The organism is Nitritalea halalkaliphila LW7, assembly GCF_000265075.1.
In the GTDB taxonomy this organism is placed as follows: Bacteria; Bacteroidota; Bacteroidia; order Cytophagales; family Cyclobacteriaceae; genus Nitritalea; species Nitritalea halalkaliphila.
The window spans coordinates 36,778-51,690 of sequence record NZ_AJYA01000009.1 but is presented as its reverse complement, the minus strand read 5'-3'; the positions used below and the strand labels follow the sequence as shown (position 1 = coordinate 51,690).

11 protein-coding genes and 2 pseudogenes are annotated in these 14,913 nt (G+C 52.9%); 2 read left to right on the top strand and 11 right to left on the bottom strand.

What is annotated here, in order from left to right; all coding sequences use genetic code 11:
- The first annotated feature begins 71 nt into the window (after positions 1-71).
- Positions 72-830 (top strand): alpha/beta fold hydrolase, encoded by a 759-nt coding sequence (locus A3SI_RS03780; protein WP_083836436.1) that lies wholly within the window; start codon positions 72-74, stop codon positions 828-830.
- Positions 831-1,039: 209 nt separating this feature from the next.
- Here A3SI_RS03780 and A3SI_RS03775 read toward each other — a convergent pair whose 3' ends face one another.
- From A3SI_RS03775 to A3SI_RS03755, 5 genes and pseudogenes are all read right to left on the bottom strand, one after another.
- Complete coding sequence (locus A3SI_RS03775) at positions 1,040-1,852, bottom strand: transglutaminase family protein (protein WP_009053714.1); 813 nt, start codon at positions 1,850-1,852, stop codon at positions 1,040-1,042.
- Positions 1,853-1,922: 70 nt separating this feature from the next.
- The gene (locus tag A3SI_RS03770) at positions 1,923-2,621 is read right to left on the bottom strand and encodes a peptidase (protein ID WP_009053713.1); all 699 of its coding nucleotides are present in this window, start codon (positions 2,619-2,621) and stop codon (positions 1,923-1,925) included.
- Positions 2,618-3,599: pseudogene (locus A3SI_RS03765) on the bottom strand (alpha-E domain-containing protein). Before A3SI_RS03765 ends, A3SI_RS03770 begins: the two are co-directional and overlap by 4 nt.
- A gap of 18 nt (positions 3,600-3,617) precedes the next feature.
- A pseudogene (locus tag A3SI_RS03760) lies at positions 3,618-5,050 on the bottom strand (circularly permuted type 2 ATP-grasp protein).
- Between the two features lie 54 nt (positions 5,051-5,104).
- Positions 5,105-5,971, bottom strand: coding sequence for an N-acetylmuramoyl-L-alanine amidase-like domain-containing protein (locus tag A3SI_RS03755; RefSeq protein ID WP_083836435.1), 867 nt, complete (start codon positions 5,969-5,971; stop codon positions 5,105-5,107).
- A 216-nt stretch (positions 5,972-6,187) separates the two neighbouring features.
- On the opposite strand from A3SI_RS03755, the gene A3SI_RS03750 reads away from it, so the two are divergent.
- Positions 6,188-7,234, top strand: a complete 1,047-nt coding sequence (locus tag A3SI_RS03750; protein WP_009053711.1) for an alkaline phosphatase D family protein — start codon at positions 6,188-6,190, stop codon at positions 7,232-7,234.
- A gap of 1 nt (position 7,235) precedes the next feature.
- Here A3SI_RS03750 and tamL read toward each other — a convergent pair whose 3' ends face one another.
- From tamL to A3SI_RS03730, 6 genes are read right to left on the bottom strand one after another with little or no spacing between them, the layout of a single operon-like run.
- A complete protein-coding gene (tamL, locus tag A3SI_RS03745) occupies positions 7,236-9,545 on the bottom strand; it encodes a translocation and assembly module lipoprotein TamL (RefSeq protein ID WP_009053710.1) in 2,310 nt (769 codons plus the stop codon).
- The gene (locus A3SI_RS21480; protein ID WP_162098411.1) at positions 9,532-10,314 is read right to left on the bottom strand and encodes a translocation/assembly module TamB domain-containing protein; all 783 of its coding nucleotides are present in this window, start codon (positions 10,312-10,314) and stop codon (positions 9,532-9,534) included. The genes tamL and A3SI_RS21480 overlap by 14 nt, the downstream gene beginning before the upstream one ends.
- The gene (locus A3SI_RS21475; RefSeq protein WP_050977357.1) at positions 10,262-10,654 is read right to left on the bottom strand and encodes a translocation/assembly module TamB domain-containing protein; all 393 of its coding nucleotides are present in this window, start codon (positions 10,652-10,654) and stop codon (positions 10,262-10,264) included. Before A3SI_RS21475 ends, A3SI_RS21480 begins: the two co-directional genes overlap by 53 nt.
- Positions 10,655-10,656: 2 nt before the next feature.
- Positions 10,657-11,712 (bottom strand): translocation/assembly module TamB domain-containing protein, encoded by a 1,056-nt coding sequence (locus A3SI_RS21470; RefSeq protein ID WP_050977356.1) that lies wholly within the window; start codon positions 11,710-11,712, stop codon positions 10,657-10,659.
- A 50-nt stretch (positions 11,713-11,762) separates the two neighbouring features.
- Complete coding sequence (locus A3SI_RS03735; RefSeq protein WP_009053709.1) at positions 11,763-12,227, bottom strand: hypothetical protein; 465 nt, start codon at positions 12,225-12,227, stop codon at positions 11,763-11,765.
- 14 nt (positions 12,228-12,241) lie between these two features.
- Positions 12,242-14,620 carry an AsmA family protein gene (locus A3SI_RS03730; protein WP_156810150.1) on the bottom strand — a complete coding sequence of 793 codons (2,379 nt, stop codon included), beginning with the start codon at positions 14,618-14,620 and terminating at the stop codon, positions 12,242-12,244.
- Positions 14,621-14,913: the final 293 nt, after the last annotated feature.

Here is a 14,913-nt window from a genome sequence, read left to right as displayed (position 1 = left end):
CAGAAGAATTCATAGCGCTAATCTAAACATTTTTCGTTTTATTTAAGCCATGAAACCAAATCCATTTCACCATGCAACACTACTTTCGTCTACCGAACGGGAAGCGGATGCACTACGAAATCAGGGGCATTCCTGATAGTAGCGCTCCTCCTATCCTATTCTTAAATGGGCTCTCTCAGTCTACGCTAGCCTGGCACCCCCTCCTGGCTGCTGGCTTAGAAAAACACGCTACCTGTCTGCTTGTGGACTTACTTTTCCAAGGAAAAAGCGATGAAGATGAGAAATTCAGAAGCTTTGAAGCCCATGCCACTGACGTCTATGCCCTACTCCAGCATCTCGGTATACAACGTGTGGTTTTAGTTGGAATATCCTATGGAGGGGCTGTGGGACAGCGCCTGATGCAGCAGTATCCAGAGGTGATCGCGCAGGCCTTTCTTTTGGCCACCTTTGGAGAAAAAAACCCTTTCTTTAATTTCATCGGAGCAGCTTGGAAGCAGGCACTCCTTCAGGGCGGCTATCCCCTTCTCTTCGATGTCATGCTGCCCTGGGTGCTTGGGAAAACGTTTTTGACGCGGGAGAGCGAGAAAATAGCCCTTCTTCGATCGGATAAATCAGCGATGAGCCCGAGTCCACAGCGCCTGCTTCTACTTATGGAGGCTACCGCTAAAAGTTCGGAAAGCTTTTATGCCCACCTACAGGACTGCCCGGTGCCCACGCAGGTCATTCATGGGGAAGAAGACCTACTCTGCACCCCAGAAATGGGTAGCGGATTGCGGAGGCTTTGCCCGAAGGGCAATTTACCTGCCTGCCGCGCGTCGGACACAGTTTAAATGTGGAGGCGATTCCAGAGCTACTGGATATTTTACTGCGTAACATGCATACGCATAAAAACACCGCTGACTGCTAAGCCAGCAGCACGTATAATTTTTATCAAATAGGACAGTTTATTTTTATACCAAAAGACCCTTTTTCGCCGGAGCATACGGCTAGGCCAGCACCACCGCCTTTTCTTAGCGGGCGAAGATCTGCATCTGCGTGTCTAATCGGGCTTCTGCATCCCCTGCAAAATGCCCTGAAGGGGTGCCACCTGCTCCGGATGATAGCCCATCGCCAAAGGAATGTAACCGCCATCTGCTAATAAACCCAAGCTGGGATCCAGCCCGACCCAGCCAGCACCGGGTAAGAAAACCTCCACCCAAGCATGCAACTCATGCCCCTCCACTGCCTCACTCGAATAGGTATAGCCACTCACATAGCGTGTAGCCAGTCCTACCTGACGCAGTAGGTGCACCAGCATCCAACTGAGGTCACGACATGCTCCTCTTTTCAGCTGAAAGGTCCGTGCAGGCGCCCAAAGATCCGGAGTCAGCCGAATTTCATGCTGCCACTCCGCGTGGATCACAGCTGCCATTTGCGCTAAAAAGGAGACCAGGTCCCTGTTCTGCGCCATGCATGCCCGCGCGAAAGCTTCCAGGGCGAGGTCCTGCTCACTTTCTAGGAAGGGGGCTAAAAAGCCCTGCATCTTTTCAGGGTAAACGTACTGCTGAAAAGGCAGCTGTGGCGCATCCAGCAGAATAAACCCATAGGGATTCACCTCTGCAAGCTCCAGCTCTAAGGTTAAATCGACCGTAAAAGAGTCAGTCCGTTCGGCGGGAAACCACATGAGCCAGCAGCTGTTTCCGAGCATATCGATGCGCTCGTGGAGGGCTTGGGGCTGGGGCCACACCCGTAAACGTTCTGCCTCTAGGCGCACGTAGCCCCGCTGCTGTGGCTTCAGGTACAGGGCATGGGGCTGCAGGAAAACGCCGGAAGAGTAGCTGTAGCGTGTATGGTGCTGAATAGTCAGCCTCATCGCTGTTCCTCTTCTGTATTGAGGTCGAGGATTTCTTGCTGACGCAGGCCTTCCTTCGAAAAGGCTTTTTTCAGGCGTCTACGGGGAGGGTCTGAATGGCTTCCTTCAGCTGCTCATTCCAGTGGCTGGAGATGTGCTCGAGCTCCCGCTGCTCGAAGCGTCGCTCGATGGTGTGGAAATGATCGTTTTCCAATACTACTGTATCGATGGGGTAATCCACATCATTCACGGATAGCTTGGTGGCATCGAAGGCTAAAAAGGCACACTTCATAGCGAACTCTAAGGAATCCTCATAGGAAAGAGAGCGCCGTAGAATCGGGTTTCCAGCTCCTGTATTACCGATAGACACGAATGGAGTTCCTCGACGGATTTCGATCCAATTTCCCTGCGGATAGAGCAGATATAACTTGGGGGATTTATCCTGCTCCAGCTGTCCTCCGATGATGGAAAACAGATTGAAGGCAAACCCCGCCTGCTCTAAGTTAGCCTGATCTTCTTTTGCTACCCGCTTCACCTGATCCGCGAAAGCGTTTACCATCAGGTAGAGCTTGGTGATTTCAGCGTCTTTTTCTTCGATGACTTCAGAAAAATACGTAATCGCCTTATCGCGCACCGAGCGCAGGCCGGAGGTCATGATAAAAAAGGTGTGCTTCTGCCTGTTGACAGTAAAGACCTTCTTCGATGTCGTGGTTTCTGTCCCGGAAGTTATACGAGTGTCTGATAAGCCGACGATGCCGTGCTTGGTTTTTATTCCTAAACAAAAGGTCATTGTAGAGTAGAACTGGTTTGCTGGACAAAATTATCCTTTATTTGAAAGAAATTTGAGTGGATCTTGTTCGAAACTTGGTTAAGTTTTAACTGCAAGCCATCGATATACTCGTGCAGGCCGGAGTCGATGATCTCTCCCACCTCTGTGAATTCCAGCTGTGCACGCAGCTCGCCGATGGCCTTCACTGCCGAATTTCGGTAGGCGCGATCGCCCTGTCCGGAAATGCGATTCAGACAGTGTTCTGCCTCCCGCAGGCAGTAAAATACGGAGCGGGGAAAGTATTCGTTTAGCAGCAAAAATTCTACCACCTTCGCTGGCTCGATATTACCGTACAACCGTTTATAGGTATTAAACGCCGTCACCGACTTGAGCAGGGCTGTCCAGTGCAGGAAGTCCAGCGGCGTCCCGATTTCATCTGCCGTGGGCAGCAAAATATGGTATTTGACATCTAAAATGCGGCTGGTTTTATCTGCTCGTTCCAGAAAAAGGCCAAGCTGCCGAAAGTGCCAGCCCTCCGTACGTGCCACGGTGCTGTCAGCGATTCCGTACAGCAGCAAAATATGGTTTTTCACCTCATGAAAAAAGGCCCGCGGATCCTCTTTTAGCCAGATTTTACGCTCCATTTTGGCATTTACGAAGTGGTACAACTTGTTCAGCCCCTCCCAGGTTTCTTTGGTCAGATTTTCACGGATCACACGCGCATTTTCACGCGCAAAATGGATGCTGGAGAGGATGGAGTTTGGGTTTTCTTTGGCGAAAGCCAAAAATAAACCACGTCCTTCCGGTCGAAGCCCTGAAACTGCTGGAGGTATAGCTCCCGGTCCCCGTGGCATTAATGAGGGGCTCCCACTGCGCCTTCAAGTCTGGCGGTAGATCGAGCATCAAATTAAAGTTCACATCGATAAAGCGGGCATAATTTTCGGCTCTTTCCAGGTAGCGACCCAACCAATAAATAGAATCTGCAACACGACTTAGCATAGGATTAATTTTCTTCGTTTAACGTTCACCATACAGGACCCAAGTATCCTTCATTCCACCTCCCTGCGAGCTATTCACTACCAGGGAGCCCTTTTTCAGGGCCACACGGGTCAGTGCACCCGGAATCACCTCGATCTCCTCTCCATATAAAATGTAGGGGCGTAGGTCCACATGGCGCCCTGTATGCCCTCCTCCGTATAAGTGGGAACGGAAGATAGAGAGAGCGTGGGCTGGGCGATGTAATGCGTCGGATTTTCCCGAATCAGCTTCCTAAACGTATCGTGTTCGTGTGCATCGGCCTTCGGCCCAATGAGCATGCCGTAGCCACCCGCAGCGTTCGTTTCCTTCACGACGAGCTCTTCGATATGGTCGAGCACGTACTGCCGGTCTTTTTCTTCTCGACAGAGATAGGTGGGTACATTCGGGAGGATGGCCTCCTCTCCCAGATAATACTGGATAAAGCGCGGCACATAGGCATAAACGGCCTTGTCATCTGCTACGCCCGTTCCGGGGGCATTGGCCAGGGCCAAATTTCCCGCCTGATAAGCGCCGAAAAGTCCAGGGACGCCCAGCAGGGACTGGGGATTAAAGGTAAGTGGGTCTAAAAAGGTGTCGTCGATGCGACGATACAGTACATCGATTTGGCGCAAGCCCTTCGTGGTCTGCATGTACACCTTGTTGTCTTTCGTGCGTAGGTCTATCCCGGAAACCAGCTCCACCCCCATCTGCAGGGCTAAATAAGAATGCTCGAAGTAGGCCGAATTATAAATGCCAGGGGTGAGCACTCCCACCACCGGCTTGTCCTTATTGGCGATAAACTGCAGCATCTTGAGCAGCTTAGTCGGATAATCCGAGACTGGCATCACGCCAAGTTGATTAAACAGATCTGGGTAGGCACGCTTGATGATTTCCCGGCTTTCCAGCATGTAAGACACTCCGGACGGACAGCGTAGGTTATCCTCCAAAATATAATACTGCCCATTTTTATCGCGCACAACGTCGGTTCCGGTGATGTGGCACCAGATGCCTTTAGGCGGTTGGAGGCCTTTACAGGCATGCAAATAATCCTTACTGCCTAGGACCAGCTCTTCAGGAATGATCTTGTCCTTTAAGATTTTTTGCTCGTTATAGATGTCGTGAATAAACATGTTCAGCGCTGTGATGCGCTGCTTAAGCCCTGCCTCTATGTGTGTCCATTCCGTGTGCGGAATAATTCTGGGAATGATGTCTAAGGGCAAAATCTTTTCCACGCCTTGATTATCGTGGTAGACGTTAAACGTCATGCCCATGGCCAGCTGGTTTTTATTCGCCGTGTACTGGAGCTGGGAGAGTTTTTTAGGGCTGGTTTTGCTGATTAAATGCAGAAAATCCGTGTAGTGGCTGCGCGAAACACCCTCAGGCGTAAACATTTCATCAAAACCATCCCCTAGAGGATAATTTTTTAGGTTCATTTTATGGTCAGTTAGTCCTCTAATATAGAGAAAATTCTGAACATTTGCTTGGCGCTAGCGCAAACGCATGACGCGGATGCCGAGGACGCGGGACTGAGCGGCTAAGTAATCCACCAGCGGCTGGGGACTAATCTCTACCTGCATGCGTTCGGTGCCCGCATGTAGGAGGTGCAGGGTTCCCTCCTGCCAGCTGGCAAAGCCTACATGTGTGATCGCGATCCCTTTCACCTGGCTGTGGATGGCGATGAGGTCGCCCGACTGGATGGAGGCAGCCGCTTGTGCCACCTTGTGTTTAGGCAGCAAAGGATATCTGCTTTGGCTGAGGCGCTTTTCTTGCTGCCGAATCGCTTCGAGTGCCTGCGGGTCACGCAGCTGAGGATAGAACTCTGGATGGCTGGACATAAAGAAAAAATCCTGACGTCGATACTCCCCTCCCAGCTGCAGCGTGTGCTCTTCTAAAAGCCCTGAAGCCACATGGCTATCGATCCAGTCTGTAAAATAATGCAGGCGCGAAGCATAACCCTCCAGCTGGCCATCCCGGTAACGAACCGTTTGCAAGGCCTCCAGATAATCCGCAAAGGATGTCTTGCCCGTCCGAGCAGTCATCGTGAGTGCTAACACATTTTCTAAAAAGGTGGTACAGTCCAGTCCGCTTAAATGGAGCACGAGCTGTTCAGGGCCCGGTAGCTCCAGCGTTTTCGCGACATAGGGCGTGCCTAAAAAGGTTTTGCCGAAGGCAAGGAGCTGCTCGCCAGCACTCGACTCCTGCCAGTCCTGCGCTTCGGCTAATAGCTCCATGATCTTCATCTGATCGGCCTCTGAGCAGTGGAAGGCGGCCTGTGCTTGCTGTCCGAACAGCTCACGCGAGAGGCTGGAAAGTAAGACAGAAAGTATCAAAAGACGAAATATAGCCGAAGACATAAGCGTGAAGATGGATGGAAAAGGAAAATTACAAAGGAATCTTGCAAGCGCCAAAAGCTGCTTGCCCTTTCTCCCCTGCCCGAGGCCTTTCTGTCAAAAATCTCCGCGACCTACCTGCTCTTTTTCCCTGTTAACTTTACGTGAATTTATGGGAGTGGAACAGTCTGGCCGCTAAAAAAGGACTTTCTTTGTAGCAAACTTATGTAGGATATACCCATGAAACGTATTTCACAACTTGCACTCAGTACACTTTTTGGCGCAGCCCTCCTCGCCTGCCAGTCCGGCCCGAAGGAGGCAGAAACACAAGAGGCCGATGCCTCCCCGAGTCAACCGCTTCGTATGGCTTTTGGCTCCTGCAACAAGCACGACCTGCCGCAGCCGCTTTGGGAGCCGATCCTGGCGGACAATCCGGATGTATGGATCTGGATGGGCGATAATGTCTATGGCGACACGCATGATATGGAGCTGCTGGAACAAAAGTATCAGGCCCAGTTCGCACATCCCGCTTACAGCCAGCTCCGCGAGCAGGCGCAGGTAATCGGTATTTGGGACGATCATGACTATGGGATTAATGATGGCGGCAAGTATTACAGCCAAAAGGAGGCTAGCCAGGCGCTGATGCTCGACTTTCTGGAGGAGCCCGCAGATTCTCCCCGACGTAAGCAGGCGGGTGCTTATGCCAGCTACACCTATGGAGAAGGCCAGCAGCGCGCGAAGGTCATTCTGCTAGATGCGCGCTATCACCGGGACACGATCTACCGCGTAGACGGCGCCTACCTGCCGAATGAAACAGGCACTATTTTGGGCGAAGCCCAATGGGAATGGCTAGAGCAAGAGCTCCGCAACAGTGACGCACAGGTGCACCTCATCGCCTCCGGGGTACAATTTATAGCCGAGGAGCACGGCTGGGAAAAATGGGCTAATTTCCCACAGGAGCTGGCCCGCCTCGAGCAGCTTCTCATCACATCGGGTGCCGCTAATCCCGTTTTTTTAAGCGGTGACCGCCATATCGCCGAAATATCGCGTAAGACCTTAGCTAATGGTCAGGCGATTTACGACATCACTTCCAGTGGCTTGACCCACACCTGGAGTAGCTGGAGACCGGAGGCCAACAAGCACCGGATCGCGGGAGACCATGTGGCGGCTTTGCACTATGGTCTACTCGAAATCGACTGGGAGGCAGCCGAAATGCACACCTGGATAAAGGGCGAAGGCGGAGAGGTACTGCTCGAGCAGAAGATACCGCTACAGCTCGCCAACTGACTTAGAACGGATATCCGATCGCAAAATTGATGATTAAATTATCCCTGCGCCAGTCCGAGCTGCCGATATCAAAGCTGCGCTGCCAGCGGTTATCGGGGGCCAGCCAAGGCTTGCGCAGGGGTGTTGCGAAATCAAAACGGAGCACAAAGAAGTCGATGTCTACGCGTAGCCCGATTCCTGCCCCCACCCCGAGCTCCTCTGCCCAGTTGGAGGAAAATTGCCCTCCGGGCAAAGCCTCATTATCATTCACCAACCACACATTTCCGGCATCCACGAAGAGGGCACCTTTCAGGTAGCTCACCAGAGGAAAGCGGTACTCAATGTTTCCTTCCAATCGGATATCCCCTGCCTGGTCGAAGAAGCCCGCGATGGACTGCGTTTCTGGGATATAGGTTCCTGGCCCTAAAGAGCGGATCCGAAAAGCCCGCACCGAGTTGGGACCTCCCGAAAAATACTGCTTGACGAAAGGCAGGGACACATTATCGCCCAGCGGAAGTCCGAGGCCCGCGAAAGTCCTTAGCACCAGTTGATTATCCTTCGAGAAGCGAAAGAAATAGCGGAGATCCACATCCCCCCGCACATAGCGCGCATATTCGGTTCCGAGGAAGCGTTCGGGTCGCTCGCTTCCGAAGGCGGTATTTACCAGAGAGAGGCTATTCCCCGCCACATCTAAGGTCGCCCCGAAAAAGAGTGCGCGCTTTCGAAAATCGTCTACAAGCTGGTTATAATTAAAGGTATAATTAAAGCCAAGGATAAACTGCTGCTCGAAACTTCGCCGTAGGAAGGGGTTGTTTTCGAGGATTTCATTAAACAGCGGAGAGATATTTCCCAGCTGCACGAAGCTCAAGCTGAGCGGATTCACTTCGTGATAGACGAAGCGGTTCACCTTCCAGAAATACCCGAATGAGGCATTATAGGAAATGAGGCGGTAAAGATCGGTCCGGTTTTGATATTCTGTCCCCAGGGAAATTCGTGTGCTCGGAATGGTGAACTGGAAGCGGTTCATTACGGGAGCCGGAAAGAGCACCCGTGGATAGGTGATACTGGCCTGCAAGCCGAGCTCGATGGACTGCAAACCCGTGCGTTCCCCGGCGGCAATTTGCTGCTCGAAGCCTACATTCGCACTCAGCGTAAAGGTCTCTCCTCCACGAAAGAGGTTTCGATTGCGATACGAAAACAGCACTCCTGGACCAGCAAAATTATTCGACTTGGTGACCGCCTGCAGCTCCGCGCGGAAGCTTCGCTTGTTTTGTGGGCTGAGGGCGATTTGACTGCGCAGCCCCAAGCGACCATTTGCATCGGGGATGGTGTCCAGCTCCTCGTACTGCACATTCACGAAGCGGTAGGTGCCGATGGAGGAAAGCCGGTTACTGGTCCGCCGCGACAAGTCGGGACTAAACAGGCCCTCTGGCTGCATGAGCACATAGGGTGTAATCCGCTCAGGATAGAAAAACAGCTCGTCTTGGATGACGCGAATACCGCGACTTTTTACCGTATCCGCTCGGCTATAATCTTCATTTACTGAAAAATTAGGTAGCAAGTCGATTTCTCGCAGGACGTAGGGGTAGAGTGCTTTCTCTGGGACATTGCGCTTTAGGCGCAAAAACAAATCGTACTGCCGGCCCTCTAGGCGGTTCGTATCCGCCTCGAAGATGAGTAAATCACCGGAAAAATTATAATACCCCTCTGCTTTCAAGCGGCTTTCCAGCTCATCGCGCACCTTTTTTAGGCCGTCCAGATCGAAGCGATAGCCTTTTTGGAGGCTCGTCTCCGGAATGAGCTGCTGAATCCGCTGCATGATCGGCAGCGTATCGCCTTCCACGGTGAATTCACGTAGGCGGTAGGGCTCCCCGATTTCTAGCTTATAGCGTACCGCAGTTTCTTTCTTTTTTTTATGGGGCTCCAACTCATAACTAAGGCTATTAAAGAAATAGCCTTGATTTTCGAGGCGATTCTGCAGTAGCGTCAGCGTGCGCTCCGGGTTCACCCTACTGAAATAAACCGGTTCCTCTCCGAAGCGGCGCTTGAGAAAGCGGTTGATAAAACCAGGTTTTTCGCGGTCTCCTTTATAGTGGGCCCATAGGCCAAAGCGCACGCCCAGCGTACTGCTATTAGGCTTTGGGCGAAGCACATTTTCCAGGTCGCTACTTAAGCGACTATTTCGCTCCGAAGAGCTGCTGTTTACGTGCAGCTCGGCTCCCGCATAGAGGCGCTCCTCCTCTGGGATAAAGCGCTGCACACTACAGGCTCCCAGCAGGAACCCGAGAAGCAAGAAAAATCCGACTTGCGGCCACAGGTTAAGGCTTTTCATTTTCTTCTTTCTCTTCTTTTTCTTCTTTCACTTCTTGTAACTGTTGCTCAGGGCTTTTCGGGGCCTCCTCTTCCTCGGAGCGGCGCGGACGCCACAGCTCCTTAAAATAGTTAAATTCACGGTTGAAGATCAAAGAACCTCCCGTGATGATCAGCTGCCCATCGACGATGGACTCAAACTGATTTTTCCGGAAGGCTTTCGCGCGCCACATGCCTGCTGGGGTGAGTAAATACTCCACCTCCACATCTCCAAAAAGCGCGTTTTGCTGCTGCCCTGCCGCTGGGCCTCCTTCGACAGCCACCTGTCCACCGATAGAAATGACTAGGCGATCATCGAACAGACGCTGCCGTGCGGCGACATTCAGCTGGGTGCGGTCTTGGCCCGTACCTCCTTCGAAGTCCTGGAAGGAGTCCAGCCCGAGATCTAAGCTGAAGCCCGATTCCCCAAATAACTTATCCGACAGTGCGTTTAGCTGATTCGACAGGAGGTTGCTCACACTGTTCCGCGCGATATTCACAGAACCGCCCGAAGCACCGTCGTTATTGCCCGCAGGGAAAAACTGGTTCAGCACCAAAAGAGAGAATACCTGCCGATTTAGCTCATCTTCTCGCTCATTAAGTGCGAGCACTGCTGCGTACACACTGCCACCGAGGGCGCCGCGGTCGAGCTCCGCCATATCCAGCCCGAAGCTGATTTCCGGCTGCAGCAGATCGCCTCTAACTTTTAACAATACCTGAAAGGGCACCGACTGGCCGGTACTGTGCGGCACTTTCAGGATCTACGCCCGAGAGCTGGGACAGCATCAGCTCCGTCACTGGCGTGCGTACCGTGTAAATCGTCTTCAAATCCAGCTCCGCATCTAAAGGGTCTCCCCGCCAGCTCACCCGGCTCCCCTCACCCAGCTCGAAGCGTCGGTTCACCAGCCCGAAAAGGCTCAACTCGTAATGTCCGCTGCGCACCTCGTAGATGCCCGCTAGGTTCATGCGGCCATTCGGACTGAGATTAAACTGCAAGTCTGCCTTACCTTGGAGGCGTAAATTATCCCCCGAGCGCTCGTCCACAATCACATTAAAGACTACATTCGGGTCGATCTCGATGAGTGCCTCCACAGCTAGGCCTGTGAGGCTCCGCCCAAAAGCTCCTGCTGCCGCTGCTCATCTAAGTTTTCCTCATTTTCACGATCCACGAGCAGCACCACACCCGAGCGCTCGACCACATCGACTTGATCCTCCGGAAGGAAAACCGTCACATCTGTTCCGCGAAGAAGTTTGACTCGCGTACGGATGTCGGGATTCTCTAAGGGGCCTTGGACCGCCAGGTCTAGGTCGAGCCTGGCTCGGCCAAAAAACAGCTCCTGCTCCCCTCTTTTCAAGTCAAAAAGCGTAAATTCTCTGCTCTCCATGACTAAGTCGAGGCGGATGTCATCGAAATCTCGCGTGTCCACATTGCCTTTTAGCGTGAAAGTGGCGTCATTTTCATCGTAGACGCGGAATCGCTCGATCTTCACCCCCTCACGGTTTACCTGAATGGGGTCTGGGCTAAAACGGAAAGGTGCATTCAGGTCTGCCGGCACGAGGAAAGCGTCCTCCACCAGTGCAAAACTACCTGTGTACTGCGGGTCCTCTGCTGAACCGTATAGGCGCATCTTCCCCGTCAGGTGCCCCCCTGCCTCTGAAATGAGCGAGTCCGTAAAGAAGGGCAGCTGCGCCAGATCGAAGCGCTGCAGGTCAAGCTCGAATTCAAAACTGCTTTGATCGTCCGCTTGGAAGGTGCCGCCAAATTCCAGATCCGCCAGCCCCTCTTTCAGTGCCAGCGCCAGCGTGTAGGTTTCTAAGGTGCTCGCTTCAGCATCCAGGCTAAAATTCCCTAAGGCAAGCTGCATGGCCTCCAGTTGATCGATACGGAAAGCGGCCTGCAGCCCTGGATTCTCCAGCGGTCGCTCTACGGTGATAAATCCATCGAGTGTTCCGGAGGCAAGCGGCTCCTCTGGATTTAAGAAATTCGTAAATGTCCCTAGTCGAAACTGTTCAAAGGCCAGTGTCAATGCATCTTCCGGCTCCCCGATGACCGTCCCTTTAATCTCCAATGCTTGCTGGTTACGCGTCAGACGAAACTGCTCCGCCCCGAAGCGTCCATCGGCGTACCACAACAGATTTTCAGGGTCCATCTGCCACTCTCTTTGGTTAAGCAGGAGGCCCTCCCCATCGAGGCGGAAGGCTACCGAATCGGGCGAAGGTAAAGCTCCGAACCGATGGCCATAAACTTTTCTTGCTCTTGAAATACAGCTAAAGACTGACGCAAATCCCCTGCTTTGGCCGTCAGGCCGAAGATCGTCTCACCGATTTTAAAGGCCCCTCCGTTAAAGCCTGCGATCCCCGTCTCTAAGGCCAGGCCTGCGCTATCCCCAGCCACTTTAAAGCGAAATCCCTCCACCGTAAAGTCTCCGAAGCCCAGTTCAGGCAGGCGCGCTTCCAGCGCAAAACCTTCTTTTTTCGAGTCGGCCTGATAGCTTAGCGTCAGGGTGTCTAGGGCAAAGGAGGCCTCCAGGAGGCTATTCAGAAGCTCATTCGGATAGAAGGAAAAGGCCCCTGAAAGCGCGTATGCTGCGGTGCTGACCTGAGCTTGCTGGTACTCGGCATATTTCTCCGGTTCTAAAAGCCCAAGGTGCGCACGTAACTGCATTTCCAAGGCTTCTGCTAAGTAGCTCGGGTCCCCTTCCAGGTAGTGGCGCCATTTAAAAAGTCGGAACGTATGTTTGCTTTAATAAAATCACTGGCATACAGGCCGGTAAGATTGAAATCACCCATCTCCAGACGCCTCCCCTCTTGCACCAGGGATGCACGCTCCAGCTTCAGTCCGAAGTCTAAGGTCTCCGCCTCATAGCGTACCCCTAAGCGTAGGGCCAGCTGCGCCTCTAAGGGGGTATCGGATAGCCCTAGGACTTGGCCATCAAGCCGCTGCAGGTCAAGCTGTAGTGCGATCTGCTGAGCGAGGCTATCCAAAGAAATGTCTGCCTGCACATCCAGATCGAACCAGTCCCGCGCATGGCGCAGCTGCAGGTCTCCCTGTCCATTTTCAACGGCGAGCTGCAAGCGTAGGGCAGATAAATCCAGGCTATCGTAGGCGAGCCGGTCGAAATCCCAGCGCACACTGGCCTGAAGGTCTTCTAAGGTGGAAAAAGCGCCCTCTGCTTGTAGTCGTGTGCTGAGTGGTGCTAGCTCGGGCAGCTCTAGCAGGTCGGCTACATTAAGTTCACGGATACGCAAATCCGTTTTCAAGAAATACGTAGCATTCGCCCGCTGTCCACCTTCTACTTGCCAGCTTACATCTCCTATCGGGGAACGCAGCGCCAGCTGGCTACGCAGGCCACGCAGCCCCCCTTGGCTGGAAAGCTGCACGGTGAAGCGCTCAGGAAGTGGGCCTCCCTGCCAGTCGGCCAAAGCCCCTAAGCCTCGCCCATAACCGGTAAAGCGCAGCTCTGGAAGGTCCAGGCGGAGTTTTTCCGGGTCCATAAACTGAGCCACGCGCAGCTCTGGCACCCGGAGAGACAGTGTCTGTGGGATGCTCATTTCCAAGCGGCTGAGCTGCAGACTTTCGGCATCTCCACTCAGTGAAAAGCTACCCTCAAAAGGCTTTAAGGCCTGAAACCAAGGTTCCTCCGCCAGTTCTGGCGCGAAAAAGGCAAGCTGTTGGAAATCGGTTTTGGCCTCCAGCTGCAGCGCATAGCGCAAGGCCCCCAGTGGATCTTCCCCCAGCAGGGATTCAATCGAAGGAAAACGGAGCTGGCTCTCTGCTTTCAGTCCCGTACCGGGAAGTTGGAAGCGGAAATCAGCGATTTCGAGGGCTTCTTCCTCCAGCGACAGGGCCAGGCTCAGCTCATCAAGCTGCAGGCCACGCTGCTCCCGAAAGTTGAACGTATGCAGGTGTGCCTTTAAACGTCCCGGCTTCAGGGTGATTTGGCGGAGCGCCAAATTAAAATCCGCAAGCTCCACAGCGTTCGGATCGATATAGGGCAGCACTTCTGCCGTTCCTGCACGGTCATGGAAAAGGAATCTGCCGTCCTCCACGCTAAAATCAGCAAAATTCACGCGCCAGTCCGGCCAGCTGAAGACTTGATCATCGGCATCCTCCTCCGAGGAGGAGTCAGCAGGCCTGTCCTCGCCCTCTTCCTCCTGAGTAGGGATTTCCAGAGAAGTATCCAGTTCCACTGCAGCACGGAGGCCGTTAAAGCGAAGCGTGTTGATCTGGACGTTTTGTTCCTCCAAATCCAATTCGGGTAGTTCAAAAACAAACTGATCCCAACCCAAATCAGCGACTAAAGCACTGGGGATATCGCTGTAGTGAAAGTGGGCATTTGGCATGCGCAGCCTGCCTAAGCTCACCACGGGTAAGGGTCCTGCTGTAGGGGTCGTCTCCTCTTCGGAGGGCGGGAAAGGAAGAAACTGTTCATAGCGCACCTGTAAGCCCTCCCAGTCGATCGCCTCTAGCAGGTAAGCGCCTGCATCTAGGTCCAGTTTTTCCGTTTTCATACGAAAATCCTCCCAAGCTGCGTCTAGATCGATGCCCAGGCTTTCGTCTCGGAAGGCGAGCTGTATATCTTTTAGCTGAACGGGACCTATATATAGGGTGCCAAGACCTGCTGCTTCTTCGGCGCTTTCGGTATCGGTGGGTGACGCAGGTGCTTCAGCGGGTTTTGGCGCTGGCGCCCCCTCTTCCTCGCCGAGCAGCGCGCTCAGAATAAAGTCAAAATTAAAATTTTCATCTGCATCGCGTGAGATGCGGGCACGGACCTGCTGCATGTCCACTCCAGAAACCCCGAGGGCTCCGGTGCGCAAAAAGGGCCAAAGCGCAAAGCCTGTTTCCAGTTTCCCGACATAGAGCAGGGTGTCCCCTTGGGCATCGCCTACCAGCAGCCCCTCTAGGGCAAGATCCCCCTGAAAGGTGATAAAAAGCCGCTCCAGCTCCCAGCGGCTGTCCGTCTGCTGGCGCAAATAAGCCAAAGCCTTTCCGACGATAAAGTTTTGGCCGTAGGGCGTACGTATAAACAGCAGAAGGCCCACCACAAGGAGGATCACGACTAGTAGGAAATACCCAAGCCCTTTACTTATTTTTAGAATAATACGTTTCAAAAATTACGAACACTTGTTGGTTTAGCACTTTTTAAAGAAAAGGAATAGCTGTGGAGCCTAAAGATACTTGATTTAGGCCTGAATCCGACCGCTTCGCCCTTAATTTTTCTTCATTTTGAGTAGATAACCGATTCAAGGGAAGGTAGTTTAAAGGATACCCAAAGGAGAAAAAGTAGGCAGTGATTTATTTTTCGTGACCACCTGTCATTTTGTCCGATTTTTACTAATTTTGTGGGGCG